This is a genomic window from Sporofaciens musculi (assembly GCF_009830285.1).
Lineage (GTDB): Bacteria > Bacillota > Clostridia > Lachnospirales > Lachnospiraceae > Sporofaciens > Sporofaciens musculi.
In genome coordinates this window covers 2,242,652-2,265,564 of record NZ_WUQX01000001.1, presented here as the reverse complement: position 1 = coordinate 2,265,564, position 22,913 = coordinate 2,242,652, and the positions used below count along the sequence as shown (strand labels likewise).

The 22,913-nt window shown below is 46.5% G+C and carries 20 protein-coding genes and 1 tRNA gene; 1 reads left to right on the top strand and 20 read right to left on the bottom strand.

Going from position 1 to position 22,913, the window contains the following annotated elements; genetic code table 11:
* Positions 1-3: 3 nt before the first annotated feature.
* The 11 genes from rnc to mgtE form a co-directional block, all read right to left on the bottom strand.
* Complete coding sequence (gene rnc / locus GN277_RS11265) at positions 4-699, bottom strand: ribonuclease III (protein ID WP_159751120.1); 696 nt, start codon at positions 697-699, stop codon at positions 4-6.
* Between the two features lie 122 nt (positions 700-821).
* Positions 822-1,055: an acyl carrier protein gene (gene acpP, locus GN277_RS11260; RefSeq protein ID WP_016217183.1), complete on the bottom strand. Its 234-nt coding sequence runs from the start codon at positions 1,053-1,055 to the stop codon at positions 822-824.
* Positions 1,056-1,108: 53 nt separating this feature from the next.
* On the bottom strand, positions 1,109-2,131 hold the full coding sequence (gene plsX, locus GN277_RS11255; protein ID WP_159756667.1) for a phosphate acyltransferase PlsX: 1,023 nt from the start codon (positions 2,129-2,131) through the stop codon (positions 1,109-1,111).
* Positions 2,132-2,373: 242 nt separating this feature from the next.
* Positions 2,374-3,699, bottom strand: coding sequence for a flagellar filament capping protein FliD (fliD, locus tag GN277_RS11250; protein WP_159751119.1), 1,326 nt, complete (start codon positions 3,697-3,699; stop codon positions 2,374-2,376).
* Between the two features lie 156 nt (positions 3,700-3,855).
* Positions 3,856-6,159 (bottom strand): hybrid sensor histidine kinase/response regulator, encoded by a 2,304-nt coding sequence (locus GN277_RS11245; RefSeq protein ID WP_159751118.1) that lies wholly within the window; start codon positions 6,157-6,159, stop codon positions 3,856-3,858.
* A 211-nt stretch (positions 6,160-6,370) separates the two neighbouring features.
* On the bottom strand, positions 6,371-7,081 hold the full coding sequence (locus GN277_RS11240) for a LytR/AlgR family response regulator transcription factor (RefSeq protein WP_159751117.1): 711 nt from the start codon (positions 7,079-7,081) through the stop codon (positions 6,371-6,373).
* 229 nt (positions 7,082-7,310) lie between these two features.
* Entirely contained in the window at positions 7,311-7,490 is a 180-nt protein-coding gene (gene rpmF, locus GN277_RS11235; RefSeq protein ID WP_159751116.1) for a 50S ribosomal protein L32, read from the bottom strand.
* 3 nt (positions 7,491-7,493) lie between these two features.
* Entirely contained in the window at positions 7,494-8,021 is a 528-nt protein-coding gene (locus GN277_RS11230) for a YceD family protein (RefSeq protein WP_159751115.1), read from the bottom strand.
* Between the two features lie 225 nt (positions 8,022-8,246).
* Positions 8,247-9,437 carry an acetate kinase gene (locus tag GN277_RS11225; RefSeq protein WP_159751114.1) on the bottom strand — a complete coding sequence of 397 codons (1,191 nt, stop codon included), beginning with the start codon at positions 9,435-9,437 and terminating at the stop codon, positions 8,247-8,249.
* Between the two features lie 34 nt (positions 9,438-9,471).
* Positions 9,472-10,473, bottom strand: a complete 1,002-nt coding sequence (gene pta / locus GN277_RS11220; RefSeq protein WP_159751113.1) for a phosphate acetyltransferase — start codon at positions 10,471-10,473, stop codon at positions 9,472-9,474.
* A 166-nt stretch (positions 10,474-10,639) separates the two neighbouring features.
* Positions 10,640-12,016 carry a magnesium transporter gene (mgtE, locus tag GN277_RS11215; protein ID WP_244324678.1) on the bottom strand — a complete coding sequence of 459 codons (1,377 nt, stop codon included), beginning with the start codon at positions 12,014-12,016 and terminating at the stop codon, positions 10,640-10,642.
* A gap of 129 nt (positions 12,017-12,145) precedes the next feature.
* Between mgtE and GN277_RS11210 the strand changes: the two genes are divergently transcribed.
* Positions 12,146-13,429, top strand: a complete 1,284-nt coding sequence (locus GN277_RS11210; RefSeq protein WP_159751112.1) for a nucleotidyltransferase — start codon at positions 12,146-12,148, stop codon at positions 13,427-13,429.
* Between the two features lie 17 nt (positions 13,430-13,446).
* On the opposite strand, the gene GN277_RS11205 is transcribed toward GN277_RS11210, so the two are convergent.
* The 9 genes from GN277_RS11205 to GN277_RS11165 form a co-directional block, all read right to left on the bottom strand.
* Complete coding sequence (locus tag GN277_RS11205) at positions 13,447-14,304, bottom strand: DegV family protein (protein ID WP_159751111.1); 858 nt, start codon at positions 14,302-14,304, stop codon at positions 13,447-13,449.
* 18 nt (positions 14,305-14,322) lie between these two features.
* On the bottom strand, positions 14,323-15,120 hold the full coding sequence (locus GN277_RS11200; protein ID WP_159756661.1) for an MBL fold metallo-hydrolase: 798 nt from the start codon (positions 15,118-15,120) through the stop codon (positions 14,323-14,325).
* Between the two features lie 17 nt (positions 15,121-15,137).
* Complete coding sequence (gene coaE, locus GN277_RS11195; RefSeq protein WP_159751110.1) at positions 15,138-15,728, bottom strand: dephospho-CoA kinase; 591 nt, start codon at positions 15,726-15,728, stop codon at positions 15,138-15,140.
* Between the two features lie 12 nt (positions 15,729-15,740).
* On the bottom strand, positions 15,741-18,356 hold the full coding sequence (gene polA / locus GN277_RS11190) for a DNA polymerase I (RefSeq protein ID WP_159751109.1): 2,616 nt from the start codon (positions 18,354-18,356) through the stop codon (positions 15,741-15,743).
* 47 nt (positions 18,357-18,403) lie between these two features.
* Positions 18,404-19,510, bottom strand: coding sequence for an aldo/keto reductase (locus GN277_RS11185; RefSeq protein ID WP_159751108.1), 1,107 nt, complete (start codon positions 19,508-19,510; stop codon positions 18,404-18,406).
* A 344-nt stretch (positions 19,511-19,854) separates the two neighbouring features.
* A tRNA-Leu gene (locus GN277_RS11180) sits at positions 19,855-19,937 on the bottom strand.
* A gap of 96 nt (positions 19,938-20,033) precedes the next feature.
* On the bottom strand, positions 20,034-20,672 hold the full coding sequence (locus GN277_RS11175) for a hypothetical protein (RefSeq protein ID WP_159751107.1): 639 nt from the start codon (positions 20,670-20,672) through the stop codon (positions 20,034-20,036).
* 144 nt (positions 20,673-20,816) lie between these two features.
* Positions 20,817-22,088, bottom strand: a complete 1,272-nt coding sequence (locus GN277_RS11170; protein WP_159751106.1) for a diaminopimelate decarboxylase — start codon at positions 22,086-22,088, stop codon at positions 20,817-20,819.
* 2 nt (positions 22,089-22,090) lie between these two features.
* Positions 22,091-22,816, bottom strand: a complete 726-nt coding sequence (locus tag GN277_RS11165; protein ID WP_159751105.1) for a TrmB family transcriptional regulator — start codon at positions 22,814-22,816, stop codon at positions 22,091-22,093.
* Positions 22,817-22,913 lie beyond the last annotated feature (97 nt).

The window sequence follows — 22,913 nt, the reverse complement described above, 5'->3', positions numbered from 1 at the left end:
CACCTACTTTATATTCAGGCTGCGCAGCTTTAAAATACTCTGATAAGCTGCCACCTGCTCCGCCCCTTTCTTCGTGCGGCCCATGCCCACGCCGTATTCCTTATCACCAATCAGCACAGACACATGAAAGGATTTATCATGATCTGGTCCTTCCTCTCCCACCAAATGGTAAGTAATCGTCTCTTTAGTATTCGCCTGCACAATCTCCTGCAAGATAGTCTTGCTATCAAAAAAGAGCGTCTTATTCTCAAGGTCATTCAGAATAAAACGATGAATAAACTCTTTTGCATTAGCAAACCCACCATCCATATAAATCGCCCCAATCAGCGCCTCCAGCGCATCCGAGGTAATCGAATCCCGCTTCCTTCCGCCGGTTGCATCCTCACCCTTGCCAAGCAGCAGGTATCTGCCAAGCTCCAAGTCTTTTGCGCAGAACGCAAGAGCCGGCTCGCAGACCATACTGGCTCTCGTCTTAGTCAGCTCCCCCTCCGGCATCTGCTCATGTTCAAAAAACAGAAATTCACTGCTGACCAGCTCCAGTACCGCATCCCCCAGAAACTCCAGACGCTCGTTACATTCATGTTTGGATAAATGCTTCTCATTTGCATAGGAGCTATGAATCATCGCCTGCCTAAGCAACTCAAAATCCTTAAACCTGTAACCTATCTTCCCCTCTAATACCTTTAATTCCTGATTCATTCTATCGCCTCACAAACCGAATCCAAGAGCCTGCCGACGCAAGCCCGTCCTATGCTGCTGCCAAAAACGAAAAAGCCCTGACGGGCTTTTTCTAACCTTCTATCGCCTAGTGGTTTAAATGCCTAGTTGTTTGTCGCATTCTTAATCTGCTCCACAGCATCTCCCACTGTGACGATCTTCTCCGCTTCTTCATTGTCAATCTCGATATCGTAAGTCTCCTCTATTCCCATGATGATCTGAAAGATGTCCAGAGAATCCGCCCCCAGGTCATCCACGAAAGTTGTATCTTCCGTAATCTCATCTGCATTCACATTCAATACATCTGCAATAATCTCTTTCAACTTTTCAAATTCCATACCATCTCTTCTCCTTTTCTGTTAATCATTTTCTGATACACAATGTTCTTCTTTTATTCAGCGGATACTGCATCCGTTTGAATACACTCTCTGATCTTCTCGTTGATTTTCTGCTTCTTAAAGGTCACACACTGAAGCAGGGTATTGCTGACCTCCTTCGCCTTCGCGCTTCCGTGAGTCTTCACCACCAGGCCGTTAAGCCCCAAAAGGGGCGCCCCGCCGTATTCACTGGCATCAAAAGCCTTAAGCGTCTGCTTAAGAGCTGGTTTGATCAACAGCGCGCCAAGCTTACTTCTTAGGGAAGACATAAGACCCTCCTTCACCTTGCTGATCAGGACTGCGCCCACTCCTTCGTATAATTTCAGAATGATATTTCCCGAAAAAGCTTCACAGACCACCACATCCACCTGGCCGTGGGGAATCTCCCTGGCCTCCACGCTTCCGGTGAAATTAATCTCGCTTAACTCCTTGAGAAGTGGAAATGTCTCCTTCACCAGCGCGTTTCCCTTTTCTTCCTCTGCACCGATATTGACAATCCCCACCTTCGGGTTCTTCACCCCAAGAACATGCTCCATATAGATGGAGCCCATCTTGGCAAACTGTACAAGATGGGAGGACCTGGCGTCCACATTCGCCCCGCAGTCAAGCAAAAGGGATACCCCCTTCTTAGTTGGAACAAGGGATGCAAGGGGCGGACGCTCCACTCCCTTGATGCGCCCTACCAGCGTCTGGCCCCCAACCAAAATGGCGCCTGAGCTTCCCGCCGACACGAATGCATCCGCTTTGCCTGCCTTCACCATCTTCATGCCGACTACAATAGACGAATCCTTCTTCCTGCGGATGGCGTTCACAGGCGGCTCCGCCGTCTCGATTACCTCAGAAGCAGGAATCACCTCAATCTGCTCCTTCTGAAACTGATACTTGGCAAGCTCTTTCTCAATAACCTCTTTTTGCCCAACCAGGAATACCTTCATGGCAGGCTCCTTACGAACGGCATCCACCGCTCCTTTTACCATCTCAGACGGGGCGTTGTCCCCGCCCATGGCGTCTAATGCTATATTCGTAATCTCCGTCATCTGTCTTCCTCCTGACATTACCCGCACATCGTCCATTAAATAACCAGCCATACCTCTCTTATTGATAGCCATTTATTTAATCTACGATGCACTAGACTAATTTTACTAGACATTATAGGAAAAAGCAATACCCCATTCTGTCCAACATGCAAAAACATGAATGAAGATATAAAAAAACGCCGCACAGTCAGATTTCTCCTCCTGTGCAGCGTCCTGTCACTTCTTAATATAAACAGATGTAATTAAATCAGATAATTCATCATCATGCCCACAGCATAATAATTACTCATATTGTATGCTCCGCCCCTGGAGTACATTCCCAGTACACTGTACGGATTCGTCGCCATACTCTCCAGTGAAGATGAACTGCTGGACGTACCAGAAAATGACTTCTGGCTGCTTCCATTAACCAGAGAACTTGAGCTTACATTCATAGCGCTGGTTGCCTTGTTGAACATACGGTCTGCAACTCCGCCCATGCCGGAAACCAACTCTTTTGTCAGAGATGGGTTCTTCTGCATGTTCGTCTCAAACGTGCTCTTGCTAAAGCTTAAGGTTGCATCCTTATTAACTGTAATTCCAAGCTGCTTTAATGACTGCTCTGAACCGATACCTGAAATCATATTGCGAAGCTGTCTGCTGACACCGCTTCCCTTGTCATAATTATCATTGAGGAACTTCAATGATGAATTATAAGCATCAACCAGATTGCCAAGTGCAGAAGCTACACTGCCGGAATCCACACCAGCCTTAAGGGTAGCCTCACCGGCTTTCTTAAGCTCAACGCTTACGCCGTAGTAACCGATTGAAACATTGTTCTTATCAGTCTCATATTCTGTAGTCTTACCGTCTGCGGTTACGGAATACTTTGCATTCGCTGACTCTGTCTTTACATTTTCAACTCCTGCTGCTGCTCCAAGCTGCTCTCCGCTGACTGTAAATGTCTTGCCTTCGCCTGTTTCCTTGCCTTCCAACTGAAGAGAAGCAACTCCATCCTTCTCCACAACGCTGGCTGTCACGCCAACCTTGCTCTTATTGATCTGGTCTGCCGCCTCCTTCAGCATCTGGGCATTGGTCTTGGAACCTCCATTCGCCTTCACGGTGCCCACTGATACGTTTACGGAATTTTTACCATCTCCTACGGTAAAATTCATCGCTGATTTTGCATAATCAGATGCTTTCACGCCTTCGCTTGCATTAACCTGAGCCTGGGCTATCTGAGTAACGTCAAGCTTATACTCTTTGTCATTCTTAACCAGTAATTTGCCGCTTGCTGTCGCAACGTCATTGTTGGTGCTTGTAATCGCAAGATCACTCATAGCGCCGCTCCTGTTAGAGCTTTTCAGCTCGTTGGCTGCATTCATCAAGTTCGTCATCTTACTGCTGTAATCCTTAACAAAGCTGATATCTGCATTCATCGCTGCCTTACGTGATGGATATGACGACGAATATGACTGATTCAGCTTCGTATTCCGGGAAAGAGCCTGGGACAGGCGAAGACTGTTAATGGATGACTGATAGCTGTAAAGGCTATTCAACCCATAGGAACCGATTCCATTGATTGCCATACTTCTTCCTCCTTTCTTAACATTATATATTTCATTCCACGTTTCCACATCCATTTCGGATATGAAAATCGTTGGAATACCAGTTGTATAAGAATGGTTCTTCCATCCTTCAATATTATATCGACAAACTGGATATAAATGTTAATAGTAGAAGCCCTATCTTTCTCTTCCTATTAAAACCTCGGCTATTCTCCGAAACATATTTGCCGCGTCCAAGGGCTTTGCTATATGACCGTCCATTCCTGCCTCGGCTGCCTTCTCTCGGTCCTCCTTGAATGCGTTTGCCGTCATGGCAAGAATCGGGACTGCCGCCTTCTTTTCATCCCCAAAGGACCGAATAGCCCGCGCCGCCTGATAACCGTCCATGACCGGCATCTGGATATCCATAAGAACAAGGTCATAGTATCCGTCCTCTGCTTTCAGCAGCATATTCACGCACTCCACGCCGTCCTTTGCCCGTTCCACAATAAAGCCCTTACTGGACAGAAGTTTTGTGGCGATTATAGCATTGACGTCAATATCCTCTGCCAGCAAGATGTGCCTGCCGTCAAATCTCAGATGCTCCCAGGCACTTGTCTCTCCTTCTGTCTTCTCTGCCAAACCTTCACCAAACCTGTGAGGCAGACGGATTGTTACCCTTGTTCCTATTCCCTGCCTGCTCTCAATGGTAATACTTCCGTTCATCAATTTAACCAGATTCTTCACGATTGCAAGCCCAAGCCCAGTTCCCTGGATACCGCTGACCGTAGAAGTCCTCTCTCTGGAAAATGACTCATAGGCATGGGCAAGAAAATCTTCAGACATTCCAATTCCATTGTCCTCAATCACAGTTTCCACAAAACAGGTATCCTCCCTGTCCCCTAAAAGCTCTCGAAACGAAAGGATAATCGTACCGCCATCAGGCGTATATTTCACAGCATTGCTCACTATATTCAGGAATACCTGGGAATAATGGGTCGTATCCACATAGAGCTTTTTATGCCTGATATCCATATTCACCCTGCATGTCAGATTCTTTTTCTTCAAATCGCTGCTGAATATGGTACAAAGCTTACGGCAAGTCTCTTTTACATCCACCAATTCTTCCTCGACAATAATCTTATGATTCTCGATTCTTGCAAGCTCTAAGATATTGTTGATCAGATCCAAGAGCTGTTTTGACGAAACGTCAATATTTTCCAGATACTCTCTTTGCATATCCGGATCATTGCTTTCCAGAGCAAAATTCGTAAAGCCCAGAATCGCGTTCATAGGTGTGCGGATGTCGTGGGACATGTTAAACAAGAATTCAGACTTGGCCTTGTTTGCCGCCTCCGCCCGCTTGACCGCAATCTCAAGCTGCTCATGCTGCTTTTCTAATTTCTCTTTCTGTTCCCTAATCTTCTCGCTCATTTCCAACTTTTCTGAGCTTTTAAGCAGGCTTTCAACCATACTGTTAATATGTGTGCTAAGCTCCAGAAACTCTTTACTGTCCGAAACGTCCACCCGCGTCATTAAATCCCCGTCCTGAATTGACCAGAGCTTGTCATTAATCCTCTTAATCTGGTCAATCACAGTCCTATTCATGCTGTCCGTCACAGCATAGACCAGAATCAGAGAGATCAGAACCAATCCCGCCAGAAGCAAAAACTCATTAACTATAATCGAGTGGTAAAATCCAGAGACCGGAGACGCCCAAAGGATATAATTATCACCAATCTTTTTTGACAGACAGTAATTAAACGAGCCGTCCGTCTTTGCATGAAACCCTTTGTCAGACTCTATCTGACGAGCCTGAATCCCAATCTCCTGAATATCCTTCCCCACATCCGATACAACCGTTGCCCCTACCACCTTTTTCGTGTCCGAATCCACGGCATACAACTGATATCCAACTCCTGTTCTTAACAAAGAGAAAATATAAGACAACTCATTTTTCTCCGTTGCACGAACCACATTGGACGGCTTCATCCCCACCTGCAGGATAAAACTTTTGTCTTCACTCCAAAGAGCCGAATACTGAACCAACTTCCCTTCCGCCGTGTTTGGCGTCATCTCCTGCACAAGCTCCAAAGAGCAATCCTTAAGCAGAGGTTTGAAGAAACCGATCTGCTCTCCGGAATCAAAAGAATAACCCAAATATTCTGGATGAGTTCCCCCAACAATCACGCCTTCAGTATCAAAAATATGGATCTCATCCACCTCCACATTAGCCGCAATCTTCCTAAGCTCCTCCACATCCTCTTTTATCTTTGGATTGTTCTCAAGAATGTAGGCAACCACCCTCGCGTCGTTTAGGCACATGGCATTATACTCGTCTTGGACCAGCTTAAGTTCTCTCGAATTCTCATCCAGAATCTGTTCCACCTGCTCAAAGATCTGCCAAGCGTTCTCCCTGCCGATTTGGTGCATACTGAATATCTGTATCACTGTAGAAATAAAAAGTATAATCACCACCATGAGTAGCGTGATCTTCTTCATATTCTTCACAACAATGCTCTTTATGGTCAGAATGGCACTTCCCCTCCTTCCTTATCTCCTAAGGTGCTTATCAATAATCAGTATACCTGTCTTTGTATATAAAATCAACCTGTTGGCGCCCATCCGTACCAGTAACGCAAAATCTTTACATTTTCAAATTGCAAGCCCTAGCCCATGCCCCTTTTCGTAAGCACAAGACCAAAGAACCGATTCATAAATTTCTCTCCGTCATATACCGAAAATATGCCTCCCGTATGGCACGGCGCTCCCTGACCCGAATGGGGACCAAATCCCCCGTCTCCATGTGAAATACATCTTTTGCCCCATAGACCCTGTCCATATTCACAAGAAAACTCTGGTGACAGCGCAAGAATGATTTCTCTGGAAGTATCTTCTCTATCTCATCCAACCGTCCATAGTAAAAAATGGTTTCCTTGACAGTGTGGATTGACAATCGGTTTCGGTTGCTTTCAATATACACAATCTCAGACGGTGCAAACGTATAAACCTTGTTTCCCTGACGCAGTGTAATGAGCGCTGGTTTTTCCCGTTTAAACAAGCGTTTTAATAGCTGCCGCAGTTTTATCTTCTCCAGGGGCTTTAACAGATAGCCTGCTGCGTCCACCTCATACCCCTCTATTGCGAAGTCCTGTGTTGTCGTAAGAAAAATAATCGCCTCCTTATATCCCGAAGCCCTCAGGCGGCGCGCCGTCTCTATACCGTCTAGTCCTTCCATAAAAATATCTAAAAAGACAATATGAAAATCTATTTTCTTCTTTTCCCAAGCCTTCAGCAAAGCATTACCGCTTCCGAATTTTATAAACCTGGCATCTGCATCAAAAGCTTCCAGTTCTTCTTTCAGGACAAGACATATTTCCTCCCTGTCCCTCTGTAAGTCGTCGCAAACTGCAATGTGGAACATGCAATACCTCCTCCGTCCTTTAGCGAAATCCTGTATATTATATAATTTTTCATATCTCTAATAAAGCAAAACAGGAGATTCCTCAGACTTTTGAGGAAAATCGACATTATTCGCTTTTGTTCGCGGTTCTCCTTTCCCGTCATCTTACATTTGCTTTCGTACTATCATACTTTATTCATATAAGATGAAAAAAGGTTCCCGATTACTCGGAAACCCTTTCTTTTCTCGATTAGTCCTGTGGAATGATTTCTTTTTTGTTGTATGATCCACAAGCCTTGCAAACTCTGTGAGGCATCATTAACTCGCCGCATCTGCTGCACTTAACAAGATTCGGTGCGCTCATCTTCCAGTTTGCTCTTCTTTTGTCTCTTCTTCCCTTAGAAGACTTATTCTTTGGACAAATTGACATAGGTTACACCTCCTTAAAATTCTTAAACACATCACGGATAACTGACATTCTAGGGTCAAGACCTGTATCTTCACAGTCACAAGCCCCTTTATTTAAGTTTTGACCACACACGCTGCAAATACCCTTACAGTCTTCGCTACACAGAATTTTCGTTGGCCACCCTGCTAATAACTCGTTGTAGATCAACTGTTCTACGTCAAAGTTATATCCGTCAATATAATTTGATTCGTCTAAATCATCTGCCTCCACATAAGTATCCGGATTCACATTCACCTTCCTGCGAAATGAAAGAGAAATGTCCACCTTTACATCCGCAAGGCAGCGGTCACACGGAATCACAGCCGTCACTTCTCCCTTGCCGAAAATCTCTAGCTTCTTGTCCCCTGCATACGCAATACACAGTGACAAGTCTGACTTCCTTACAAGTTCATAACTGCCTGTCTCACATTGGAATACATCCATCTCAACAGGAACGGTCTGCTCGATTGTATTATGCTGTTCCGACAGAACGCTGGATAGGTCTAATATCATAGTTAAACTCCTATTCACACCTAGACTATTATATCACGTAAAATAAATTTGTCAACACCCATCTTCTAAACTTCTATACTAATGCGTAACAGTTCAGCCTTCCGGCTTCACTGTTACGGAATCCGCCCATTTTAAAGTTTGCCTGCGGCAAAGAGGCGGATTCCCAGCTACTCCAATTCATTGGCTGCTAACCGCGCAGCAAGTGCGCGGTTGCAGGCTGAACTGTTACACTAATGCAACGGTTTCACGGGCGATCGCCAACTCCTCATTGGTGGGGATTACCATAACCTTTACTTTGGAATCCGCCGTAGAGATTGCAATCTCCTCCCCGCGCTTCTTATTCGCATCTTCATCCACACTGATTCCCAGATATCCAAGATATTTCAGTACAGAAGAACGTACAGTGCCGGAATTCTCTCCGATACCTGCCGTAAATGCGATTACATCCACGCCGTTCATGGCTGCAACGTAGCTTCCCACATATTTTGCAACACGGTAAGCGAAGACCTCCAATGCGATTCTTGCCTCGTTATTGCCGGAATTGGCTCCGTCCTCTAAGTCACGGAAATCGCTGGATAAGTTGTTGGAAAGCCCGAATACACCTGATTTCTTATTCAGCATATTCATAAGCCCTGCAATATCCAGTCCTTCCTTCTTGGAAATGAACTCTAAAATCGCTGGGTCAATGTCTCCTGAACGGGTTCCCATTACAAGTCCCTCCAAAGGTGTCAGTCCCATGGACGTATCCACAGACTTGCCGTTCTCCACTGCGCAGATGCTGGCGCCATTTCCCAGATGACACACAATGGTCTTTACCTGGTCGTAAGGCTTCTCTAAAAGCTCTGCCGCCCTCTTGGAAACAAAGCTGTGGCTTGTACCGTGGAAACCGTATCTTCTTACTTTATATTTGTCATAGTACTCATATGGAAGACCATACATATATGCTTTCTCCGGCATGGTCTGATGGAAAGCAGTATCGAATACGGCTACCATCGGTGTGTTTGGCATCAGCTTCTGACATGCGTTAATACCGATTAAGTTTGCCGGATTGTGAAGAGGCGCAAGGTCGTTGCAGTCTTCGATTGCCTGCTTCACTTCGTCTGTAATCACGACTGAGCTTGCGAACTTCTCTCCGCCATGTACCACACGATGTCCTACTGCCCCAATCTCGCTTAAGCTCTTAACAACCCCTGTCTCGGCGTCTGTCAGAGCGTCTATTACGAACTGGATTGCCTCTGTATGCGTAGGCATAGCCTTGTCAGACTTTACCTTCTCCCCACCCTCTGGCTGGTAAGTAAGGCTTCCGTCAATCCCGATTCTCTCGCAAAGTCCCTTTGCAAGTACCTGCTCGGAATCAGAATTAATTAACTGAAATTTTAAAGATGAACTTCCACAGTTGATAACTAATACATTCATTTGTTTTCCCTCTCTTGTTTTTTATTGAAAAGAACTAACCTTCCGTCATGCACTGAACAGCCGTGATTGCCACCACGCCCTCAATATCCTGTGCGCTGCAGCCTCTGGACAAATCATTCACCGGCGCTGCAATTCCCTGTGTAAGCGGTCCGTATGCTTCTGCCTTAGCAAGTCTCTGCACCAGCTTATATCCAATGTTACCTGCGTCTAAGTCTGGGAATACCAGCACATTCGCTTTTCCAGCTACGGGACTTCCCGGCGCCTTGGATGCTCCAATCTCCGGCACAATCGCTGCGTCTAATTGGAATTCTCCGTCAAGCAAAAGACCCTCTGGCGCGTTCTCCTTGGCGATGCGTGTAGCCTCCACCACCTTGTCCACATCCGCGTGCTTCGCGCTTCCCTTGGTAGAATGGGAAAGCATTGCCACAACCGGCTCCTTTCCTGTCAGCGTCCTAAAGGACTCTGCAGAGGAGAGTGCGATTGCCGCTAACTTCTCTGGATCTGGGTTCTGCTCAAGACCAGAATCTGCAAAGATAAAGGTTCCGTCTGCGCCCATGTCACAATCTGGCACCACCATCACGAAGAACGCAGAAACCAGCTTGGTTCCTGGCTTCGTCTTCAAAATCTGAAGACATGGTCTTAAAGTATCCGCGGTAGAATGACACGCACCACTTACCACACCGTCTGCATCCTTCATCTTCACCATCATAACGCCATAATAGAGATAGTTGCTCAGAAGAAGTTCTCTTGCCTGTTCTTCTGTCATACCTTTTTTCTGTCTTAACTCCACAAGCTTTGCGATGTAGGCGTCCGTCTTCTCACTGGTAGCCGGATCAACAATCGTTGCGCCGCTTATGTCAAATGAGCCTTTGTTCTTCGCAATCTCCTCTTCGCTTCCCACAAGAATCAGGTTCGCGGTTCCTTCCTTAAGTACCGCCTGGGCTGCCTCATATGTCCTGATATCCTCAGTCTCCGGCAGAACGATGGTCTTCTTGTTTGTCTTGGCCTTTGCCTTGATCTCATCTATAAATCCCATGATTATAGACTCCTTTCCATATATTCTCAATATTTTTATTATAATACAAAGAATCCTTGCGGACAAGGTCTCTTACCCAATCTTATGTCTATTTTTTCGTACATTACTGGACAAAGTCCACCCAACCCGTCAGAGGCCTGTATTGCGGTGTGCCCTTTGGGTATACTTATAGTGCGAATACTGCGCTTACAATGGCAAAATACACACTAATCGTACTGATATCTACCAGCGTTGAGATTAAGGGCGTCGCCATAATCGCCGGATCAAGCCCCACCTTCTCCGCTACCAGCGGCAGGGTACATCCCACCACCTTTGCAATAATAATCGTACAAGCCATGGTAACCCCAATCGTAAAGGCCATGGTAGCATTCCCCTGCCCCATCAGCATAATACGGATACCATTGACCACTGAGAGCGCCGCACTGATTAAAATGGCAATCCGCACCTCTTTCCAGATTACCTTCAAAATGTCGGCAAATTCAATCTCCTCCACCGCAAGACCTCGGATGACCAGGGTAGAGCTCTGAGAACCGCAGTTTCCGCCCGTACCCGTCAGCATGGGGATGAAGCCCGCAAGCTGCGGCATCACGGCAAGGGCGCTCTCATAGCTGTTCATAATCATCTGAGTGACAGTGGCAGAGAGCATGAGAAACAGAAGCCAGGGAATACGACTCTTCACATGCTCGATTACCGTAGTGCCAAAATAGGATTCTTCACTGGGATGAACACCTGCCATGATACTGATATCCTCTGTAGTCTCCTCCTGGAGAACCAGCATGGCGTCATCAACCGTGACGATTCCCACCATACACATCTCATGATCCACAATCGGCAGTGCAATCAGGCCGTATTTCGTAATGGTCCACGCCACATCCTCCTGATCGTCCGTAGTACGGGCATAGAGCATGTTCGTCTCCATGATTTCCTCAATGAGTTTGGATTCACTGGTGGTCAATAACTCCTTCACATCCACCTGTCCAATCAGCTTCTTCTTCTCCGTCACGTAACAGGTGTAAATCGTCTCCCGATTCAGCCCCACCTGCCGAATCTTAAGAATGGCCTCTGCAACCGTCATTTCTTTGCGAAGGGCGATGTAATCCACATTCATCACACTTCCGGCGCTGTCGTCAGGATACTGTAACAGTAGGTTAATCTGCCTGCGCTTCTCTTCATCCGTAGCCATCAAAAGCCGGTCCACCACATTGGCGGGCATCTCCTCAAGCACATCCACCGTATCATCCAGATACATTTCTTCCATGACCTCCTCAAGCTCGGAGTCCGTCAAAGAGTTAATCAAAAGCTCCCTTAGGTCACTGTTCATATAGGCAAATGTCTCCGCAGCCTCCTCCTTGGCCAGAAGGCGGAAAACCATCACCATCTGCTTTTGCTCAAATCCCTCAAGTATATCCGCCAGGTCAACCGGATACATATTGTTCTCTAATTCTTCTTTTAATTCCTTATACTGGCGTTCCTCCAGAAGCTGCAAAATCCGCTCGTCCGTCAGCTCCTCCTTCTGTTCTTCTACCCATTCTTCACTCATCATGTATCCCTCCCTCCTGACATATCATCCCATGTAAATGTAAAGACAAAAAGTTCTACCCCAACATACATTTGCACATACAACTTTAATATAGTATAATCAATTTCAGAAAGATATACAAGGAGATTCTTTATGAAAATAGTCGGACTCATCACAGAATACAACCCGTTTCACAACGGGCATTTATACCATATTGAGAAAGCAAAAGAAATCACAGGCGCAGATTTTGTCATCGTAGTCATGAGCGGCAACTATGTACAGAGGGGCGCCCCTGCCATTATGCCAAAGCATCTGCGGGCAGAGGTTGCTTTGGAAGCAGGGGTAGACATTCTTATGGAGCTGCCGGTATGCTACGCTGTGGGAAGCGCAGAATATTTCGCCGCAGGAGCCATTGATTTGTTTGAGCAGCTTGGCTGCGTAGATTCCATCTGCTTTGGCAGCGAATGCGGCGACTACGGACTTCTTGCCAGAGTCGCTCACATCCTTGCCGATGAGCCGGAGGGGTATCGCCAGTCTCTGAAGGAGGCCCTGAAAAACGGCATGTCCTTCCCCCTGGCCCGCCAGACGGCGCTCACGGAATATTTACAGGACGACACGCTGGATTCGGTTCTTGCACAGCCCAACAACATCTTGGGAATCGAATACATTAAGGCTTTGTACCAGCGGCACAGCCCTATGAAGTCCTACACCATCAAGCGCATGATTTCCGGCTACCACGACACAGATCTTACTGGCTCCTACAGCTCAGCCTCCGCCATCCGAAGGCTTCTAAGCTACACCAGCCAGTCTGTTCTACTGGACAAGGACGGCATGTTCGACGAGCCCTCCATGTCCGAAGTCCTAAGCCGCCTGGAGGGACAAGTTCCTCCCTCCTGTATCCGAATGCTTGAGGAAACCCACCACAGCCGCTACCCTGTATACGCTAATGATTTTTCCCTGCTGTTAAAATACCGTCTTCTGACCGAGACCAAAGAATCTCTGACAGAATATCTGGATATCTCAGAAGATTTGGCAAACCGTATCATTAACAATGCCAACGACTTTATTTCCTTCGACCAGTTTAGCGACCAGTTAAAGACCCGCGACATGACACTAAGCCGCATCTGCCGCTGCCTGTTCCACATCCTTCTGAACATCAGGAAGGAGGATTTACTTACCTATCAGGAACATGGTTACTGCCAGTATGCCCGTATCTTGGGCTTTCGCAAGGACGCGCGCAGGCTGTTTGCCTTGCTGAAAAACCGCTCCCAAGTCCCTCTGGTGACAAAACTGACCCAGACAGAAAAGTTAAGCCGTACAGGGCTGTCCATGCTGAAAACGGACATCTTTGCCGCCAACCTCTATGAAAGTATCATTACCAACAAATATAAAATGCCCTTTATTAACGAATACCAGCAGCAGATCTTAAGAATCTGATGCTGGTATCCTGCAAATTAATATTCCGCCTTCTTAATACAGGCAATCGCTTTCGAGCCTGCCCCGATATGGCAGGACACGCTTAAGGACAGCTTGTCCATATGGATATCATAGCCTGGGAACTTCGCCTCAATCTCACTTTTCCACTCTTTCGCTTCTTCGTCAGAGCAGGTATAGGCTGCATGGACATACATCTCTTTGCCTTTGAATCTCCCCGTCAAATCCTTCTGCGCTGCATCCAGCATAGCCTTTTTTGCCGCCTTCCAGCCACGCACTTTTGCAAATGAATCCAGCTTCTCTCCCTGGATTTGAAGCACCGGCTTTAGATTCAGCACCGTACCAATGGCCGCTGCCGCCGGAGTAATTCGTCCGCCCTTTTTCAAATATTTCAGCGTATCCACCGTAATATAAATGCTGGCTTCTAATTTTTCACGCATGAGCACATCGTCAATCTCCTGGGCGCTCATACCCTTTTTCGCCATCTCAAGGGCATCCAGCACAGACTGACGCTGAGATATGGAAATCCTTTGGTTATCAATGACATGCACTTTTCCGTCATAATCCTTAGAAAGCCCTATTGCAGTCTCACATGAGCTGCTTAAGCCGCTGGACATGGGAATATAGACAATCTCATCATACTCCTTTAAAATCTCGTCCCACAAATCAATTACATCCCCCGGCGACGGCTGAGAAGTGGAAATATCCGCATCCTCTAAAAGTCTCTGGTAAAACTCCTCCTGTGTCAGCGTGATATCCTCAAGATACAGCTCTCCGTTAATAAAAAACGGCATGGGCAGCACCCGTATTCCAAGCTCCTTTGCCTCCTCCTGTGTAATTCCACTGTTACTGTCTGTCGCAATCGCTACTTTTCCCATACTAATACCTCACATGTCTTATAACGTAATAACCTCTGACACGGTATCCCTCTTTGCCACCATCATGGGGATATCCTCCCCCTTATAGGGATTGTCGCCGAAGCTTACCTCCAGCTTCACCGTCTCATAGGCCAGTTCTTCATAGTTATTCTCCTTACTTAGATGGCCTAAAACCACATACTGTAAATTATCATGCAGAATGTCGCAAAGAAGCCTTCCCGACAATTCGTTGGACAGATGCCCCTCATCTCCCATGACCCGCCTTTTCAGCGTATAGGGATAAGGTCCCACCTCCAGCATATGGATATCATGATTTGCCTCCAATACCAGTGCATTTAAGTTCTTAAGATGCTCTACTATATATCCGTCATATTTTCCCAAATCCGTTGCTACAGCCACGGATTTCTCCTGATTCTCAATCCGGTAGCCCGACGGCTCCCTCGCGTCATGAGAAATGGTGAAGGGACAAATCCTCATGCCGCCTAAGGCAAACGGCTCGTCCGCCCTGATCTCATTCAATAGCCCGTCCGGCATCTTCCCCAATGTATGGCAGCAGCGGATTCCCTCCAATGTTCCTTTCGTCCCATAAATAGGAATCTTATATTTCCTGCTGAATACACCAAGCCCCTGAATGTGGTCTATGTGCTCGTGGGTAACCAGAATCCCACTTAGCTCATCACCTTTAACATCCAGCGTATGTAACCCCTGCTCTATACGTTTCCTGCTGATTCCAGCATCCACCAGCAGATGGGTCTTGTCATCCCCCACATAGATACAGTTGCCGCTGCTTCCGCTGGCAATGCTGCATAGTCTCATCATTTCTTCTGCCCTTCCTACAAATCTGCCATAATCTCGTCAAGCTGCGCCTGGGTCTCTTCAAATGTATTACTATTGTCAATCACCCTGTCACAGTGCTTCATGAACTCATCCTTGGGAAGCTGGGCAGCAATAATATCGTCCACCTTCTTGGCGTCATAGCCCCTTGCATAGACCAGCCGTTTCTTGCGGATGGACGCCTCCACGTAAACGTACCAGACTTCGTCACAGATCTGGTCATAATGGGTCTCAATCAAAAGAGCTGACTCGATCATAAACAGATTGGTATTCCTCCGTTCCTCCTTACCAATCTTTTTGCGGATCTCCTCCTCCACCGCAGGATGGACGATTCCGTTAAGTTCTTCTCGCCTGGCGCTGTCGGAAAACACAATACCAGCCAGTTTATCCCTGTCAAGCTCTCCTTTTTCATCCAGTATCTCCGTCCCGAAGCTCTCCACGATAGCATCAAAACACTTCGTTCCCTTCTTCTGAAGCTTTCTCCCTACTGCATCCGTCTGGCAGACGGTGGCGCCGTATCGATTGTTCAAGTATTCCAAAATCTGTGTCTTTCCTGCGCCTACACCGCCTGTAATTCCTATAATCTTCATGACCTTACACCTCTATTTCGCTTCGTACCAATTCTCTCCCGTGTGCATATCCACTTCCAGCGGTACATCTAAAGAAACAGCCTTCTCCATTTCTTCTCTGAGAATCTCCTTAACTTCCGAAAGCTCCGGCTGATATGCTTCGATTAGCAGCTCATCATGAACCTGTAAAACCAGCCTTGACTTCATCTGCCTGCCCTTAAGTCTTTTGTGTACGCCAATCATGGCAATCTTGATAATATCGGCAGCCGTTCCCTGAATGGGAGCATTCATCGCCACACGCTCACCGAAGGAGCGCTGCATGAAATTGCTGGAGGACAACTCCGGCACAGGACGCCTTCTCCCAAACAGAGTCACCACATACCCCATCTCCTTGGCGTGCTTTACCGTGTCATCAAGAAAGCTTTTGATTCCAGGATAGGTTTTAAAATAATCCTCAATATACTGGGCCGCCTCTTTTCGGGTAATGCTTAAGTCCTGGCTCAGCCCGAAGGAGCTGATTCCATACACAATCCCAAAATTAACTGCCTTGGCATTGCGCCTCTGCTGTGAGGTCACCTCCTCAAAGGGCACATGGAACACCTGGGAAGCTGTAATCCTGTGGATATCCTCCGCCTCCCTGTACGCCTCAATCAGATTCTGATCGCCGGAGCAGTGTGCAAGAACCCTAAGCTCAATCTGGGAATAATCCGCATCCACGAACACGTATCCATCCTCCGGTATAAATACCTTCCGGATCAGTCTTCCTAACTCCATGCGCACAGGAATATTCTGAAGATTGGGCTCCGTACTGCTAAGCCGCCCCGTGGCCGTGATTGTCTGGTTAAACTTACTGTGGATTCTTTTGTCCTCACCAATATAGTTCGCAAGCCCGTCCGCATATGTGGACTTTAGTTTTGAATATTGGCGGTATTCCAGAATCTTGGCGACAATCGGATAGTCGGGCGCCAGCTTCTCCAACACGTCTGCAGCCGTGGAATATCCTGTCTTGGTCTTCTTACCGCCAGGAAGCTTCATATTCTCAAAAAGGACGACCCCAAGCTGCTTGGGTGAATTGATGTTAAAGGTCTCGCCTGCATCCTCATAGATCTCTTTTTCCAGCTCCGCAATCTTACTGCCAAGCTGGCTTCCGTAGAACTTTAAGGCTTCCGCCTCCACCTTGACACCGTTTTTCTCCATATCGTACAGCGTAAATACAAGCGGCATCTCAATGTCTGCAAACAGCCTGTCCATCTGACACTCTTTAAGCTTATCCCAAAGGAGTGAGGAAGCCCTATAGGCCGTATAGGCCTCGTAGCATACTTTTACCTGTTCCTTTGCCTTCTCATCAATCAAAATCTCCAACTGTTCCCGCGCCACATCCTCATAAGTATAATTATTCTTTAACGGGTTCAGAAGATAAGCTGCCACAGTAGCGTCAAAGCAATTCTTCGGATCTTCAAGCCTAAGATATGCCAAAGCCTCCTTCAAATCAAACATCACGAACCGCCCTGCACTTCCTGCCGTCTCAGACAATCGCTCAAGAAGCCATTTCTCGGAAATCCCTTCTCCGGTTCGGATACAATAGCTCTTATCCTTCTGAAAACACAGTCCGATTCCCCCCATCTGGGCCTGGTCAGCAAAAAGTGGAAGCACGTCTTTCCCATTTTTGAAAATGCAGGCTCCCACGCACTCTGCCCCTGCCGCCTCCAAAAAGACCTGTTTTGCTGTGTACAAATCAGAAATCTCTAGGAACCCTTCCTCAACCTTTTCCGCGGCTTTCGTTACGTCGAATCGAGACAAGAGATTCTTAAACTGAAGCTTCTGGAAATAATCATAGGCCTCCTCTGTATACAGGCTGCCAAGCTTTGCCTCGTAAAGCTCATAGGGGAAATCTGCGGTCACATTGATGGTGGCAAGCTTCTTACTCATAACCGCCATATCCCAGTGCTCACGAAGGGCCTTAGAAGCCCTGGGGGGCTTTAATTCCTCCACATGGTCGTGAGCATTTTCAATGGAATGGTACTCTGCAATAATCTTTGTTGCAGTCTTCTCCCCAATGGATGGAACTCCCGGAATATTGTCAGAGGCATCTCCCATAAGAGCCTTTAGGTCAATAAACTCTTGGGGTGTCACCTGATATTTCTCCTTCACATCCTTGGCATAGTAATCCTCCACCTCAGTACGCCCCTGTTTGGTCTTGGGGATTCGGATTTTCACATGGTCTGTCGCAAGCTGCAAGAGGTCGCGGTCGCCGGAAATGACGGACACCTCCATCCCCTTCTCCTCACATCGTTTGGACAAGGTTCCTAAAAGGTCATCCGCCTCAAGGCCGGCACACTCAATGGTCAAAACCCCCATGGCATGAAGAACCTCTTTAATCACCGGCACCTGCTGACGCAGCTCCTCCGCCATGGGCTTTCTGGTTCCCTTATATTCCGCGTACATCTTGTGGCGGAACGTAGGCGCATGGACGTCGAAGGCCACTGTCAGATATTCCGGCTTCTCCTCCTCTAGTATCTTAAACATGATGGTCAGAAAACCGTAAATTGCATTGGTGTGCAGCCCCTCTGAATTCGTCAGGTCCGGCAGCCCGTAAAATGCACGGTTTAAAATACTATGTCCGTCTATTAACACGATTTTATTGCTCATATCAGATTCCCCCTGTTTTTCCTACAGTCCAGAATACAGCTGCTAATCTACTCTGCAATCTCCTTAAGCCTCTTTATAATGGGAAGATGCTGTGTACAGTGACGTTCACATCTGCCGCAGCCAATACAATCTTTCGCCTTATCCTTCGTAATGCCCCAGTGGTTTTCGATTCGGTCCAAAATAGCGCCTTTATCTCCTGTCAAAATCATCTGGTTATATGCATCCATATATTTGGCAATGGGAATCTGCTTTGGACACACCTTGCAGTAAGAGCACCCTGTACACAGATTATTCAGCGCCACGCCTTTTCCCTCGTATTTCTTCACAATTTCACTGGTAGGCTTCTCTTCAAGGTTCTCAACAGCCTTCACTGCGTCGTCAACATGCTCTTTCTTGGTACAGCCTGCCAGGGTCACCGTAATCTCCTTATGGGAGGCCACGAATCTTAGGGCCGCCTGAGGTACGGTCAAATCCGTCCCTTCCGTCAGATAGGAAAATGCATCAGGATTCTCTGGAATCATGCCCCCGCCCAGAGGATTCATGACCACCACGCCCATTCCGTTCTGATAAGCCGCCTCAATCCCGATCTGGCGGAAACGGTAATTCAGCGCATTGTACCCAATCAGCATACCGCGAAATTTTCCCGTTTCAACCACTGTCTCAATCTCGTCTCCCTGCATATGGGAAGAAAAAACGATATTGCGGATTAGCCCTTCCCGCTTCGCATCCTCAAAAAACCCGTAGAGAGCATCCATATGCTTCTCCCAGGACTTAAGGCTTAACATACACCACATATGGTAAAAATCAATATAATCCGTCTTAAGCCTGTCAAGAGACATTTCAAGCCTTTTCCTAAAGTCCTCCTTCTTCGGATGGTCGCCTGCATCTATTGTGCCCAAATTTGTCTTAGAAGTTACATAGACTTCGCTTCTTTTTACCTGGGACAAAGCGATTCCTGTCACAATCTCGCTCTTGTCTTCGCAATAGAAGGGTGCTGTATCCCAGTAGTTAATCCCTTTCTCAAAAGCATAAAGAGGAATCTCCGCACATTTCTCCAAGCGGTCTGCCTTAATATCCTCCTCATCATAACGCATGGTGCCAAGGCCGATTGCCGACACCTTCATATCCGTGCTGCCATACTGTTTATAGTACATATGCTCTTATCCTCCTGGTATTTTCCTTTTCTAGTCCTTTGTATCTTTGGTTACTACCTTAATCCGTTTAAGCAATCTAAGTTGATCGATAAGATAACCGTTATATTCTTTTTCATTGTTCGGCATATTTTTCACCTCTCTTTTTAAAACGCCGTTTTCTTAGTACTTTTATTATATCAATCGGTGATTGCAGTGTAAAGCCCTTATTACGCCGACCCATATTTTACGGTTCTGTCAAAGTTACTGTTCACACCCATGATGTTCACAGTAACCCGTCAAATTCAAATAAAAAAAGATACTTAGATAAATGAACAAACTCACCTTATCTAAATACCTCTTAGTACTGCGGATGGTGGGACTTGAACCCACACGAGGTCGCCCCCGCAAGATTTTGAGTCTTGTGCGTCTGCCATTCCGCCACATCCGCTTATCGTTGCCGATAATCACCGGCAACATGGTAAATTATAACTGCTAATGCAGCTAATGTCAATGCTTTTATTAAAAAAATTTAGAAGCAAAGATTTTAGAAAGCATCTGACGGGAATAAAGCGTCATCCAATGCTGTCATATCGGTCTGATCGATAAAGTACACACCGTCAGAATCCGGCTTAACGGTAATGGTCACTGTAGTAGGATCTCCGTAAGTAGGAGACGCTATCTTTGCAGCCATGATCTCATACATCTTCTGGAATACCAGCTCATTGACTGCATTCTGGTCATTCACATCAATATTCTCCACCTCTGCCATTGTAGCAGCCTCTACTTCTGCCTGAAGCCCGTCAAAACCAGTAAAAGGCTTCACTGTCACATCGACTGTATAAGCCTTGTCTCCCGCTTCCTTCGCTTCACCAACTTCATAGTTCGCCTGTTTAATCATGTCCAGGAATAACTGTCTGTAATTAGCGTTCAGCTCCTCAGACAGACCAAGCTGTGAAAATCCCGCTTCCTGCATGGTGGTATCAACATTGCTCTCATAAAGCTTCTGGGCTTCTTCCTTTGATGACTTCGTCCATTCAACGTACTTGTCAAACTCTCCCTTATAGCTTGCGTCCATGATAGACTTAGCATAAGACTGTGCGTCCTCCGCACTCATACCTCCACAGCCACATAACAACGCCATGACTGCAATGAGTAATACTGCCAGCAATCCTCTTTTTTTCATGATTATTCCTCCTTCACAAAATAATGCGCCGGCATCTGGCAAATGCCTGCACCTGTGACCTCAACGCCTCTCTATTACGTTGATATTTCGCACATAAACTATATTACTCTCATTATTGTACAAAATCAACTCTTGACAGAGGAATTATTTCATCAAATTTTTAGCAACCTCAAAACAATCGAAGGTAGCAAAATAGTCGGCAGGCGTTTCAGCCCTTCGGATTAACTGTACACCGCCGTCCTCCTTTAACAAAAGCTCTGCGGACTTTAGCTTTCCGTTGTAATTATATCCCATGGAAAAACCGTGAGCCCCTGTATCGTGAATCACAAGGAGATCACCCATGTCAATCTTTGGCAGCATACGGTCAATGGCGAATTTATCATTGTTTTCGCACAGAGAGCCCACAATGTCGTACTTGTGGTCCAGAGCTTTTTTCTCTTTGCCCATAACCGTAATATGGTGGTAAGCGCCGTACATGGCCGGACGCATCAGGTTGACTGCGCAGGCGTCCACGCCTATATATTCTTTATGAGTGTGCTTCTGGTGAATGGCTTTTGTAACCAGACAGCCATAAGGTCCCATCATAAAACGTCCAAGCTCTGTATAAATGGCCACGTCGTCCATCCCCTCCGGCGTAAGCACCTCCTCATATACCCGACGGACTCCGTCACCGATCATACGGATATCATTGGGCTCCTGGTCTGGAGTATAGGGAATCCCGATTCCACCTGACAGGTTGATAAACTTAATATGGACTCCGGTTTCCTGTTTTAGTTTAACGGCAACTTCAAACAGCACCTTGGCAAGCATGGGGTAATATTCGTTGGTCACCGTGTTGCTTGCTAGAAATGCATGGATTCCAAACTCCTTAGCGCCCTTTTCTTTCAGTATTTTAAATGCATCAAACAACTGCTCAGTGGTCATGCCGTATTTAGAATCCCCAGGATTATCCATGATATCGTTGCTGATCTTAAATAAACCGCCGGGATTATAACGGCAACTAATAGTCTCCGGAATATGACCGATTACATTTTCCAGAAAATCAATATGGGTAATATCATCCAGGTTAATGATTGCGCCCAGACGGTCTGCATAGGCAAACTCCTCTGCCGGGGTATCATTGGAGGAAAACATGATATCCTCCTTAAGAGCCCCTACCGCCTCAGAGAGCATAAGCTCTGTGTAGGAGGAGCAGTCACAGCCGCAGCCGTATTCCCTCAATATATTAATCAGAAAGGGATTGGGCGTCGCTTTGACGGCAAAATATTCCTTATACCCTTTGTTCCAGGAAAACGCTTCCTTAAGCGCCCTAATATTCCTGCGAATCCCCTTTTCATCGTACAGATGGAACGGTGTCGGATATTCCTTCACAATTTCTTCTAACTGATCTTTTGTCACAAATGTCTCTTTCTTCATTGTTACTGATTCTCCTCTCGCATGGATAGTAATTTAATCTCATTGGAAAGCGCAGTCTTATATAATTCTACGAAATTCTTCTGTCCGGAATACAGGCAGGTGTTCATACTCCCTTCCCCGTATTCTCCTGTAAGGACATAGCGTGAATCTGCAATTACACCGATACGCATGCCCCGATCCTCTCCTATGTATACCTTTGCCCTTGGAAAAGCAGTAGGCTGGTCTGTAATGATAACCACCCGCTTCATGTCCATGATAAGCTCCTGCAGCTCCTTAATCAAAAGCAGCAGATAGTTCCTGGTCAGGCTGATGTAAACCTGCCCCTCTACTTTTTTTAGAATATTACGCATCTTGTCCAGGATATGCTCAGAACCCTCAATGGTAATATATCCCTCCACATATGTTTTCTCTGAAGGCATATGCTCGCCAAGCCAATTCTTGGTTTCCGTAAGCTTCCGAATCCGGTTTTTGCAGAATTCATCCAGAGGCACAGGAACATATTTGCGGGTATGTCCCTCCTCCACCAGATAGGAAGCGCCTTTTTCTGTCATGTTTGCCAAGGAATTGTACGCATTAGATCTGGAAATCCCTGTCTGCTTCGCCACCTCATAGCCTGTCACTTTCCCCTCAGTGAGCAGACAATGATAGATGTTGGCCTCCTGACGCGTAAGCCCAAACTCCATCAGGCGTTCTGTAAATGATACTTGCTCCAATTCTTCACTCCTCATCCCCGTAGTTCTCACAAGGAACACTATACTTGATTCCTAGGGCATGTGTCAACATTTTTTTACAATAAATTCTAATTCTAATAATATTATATGCCAA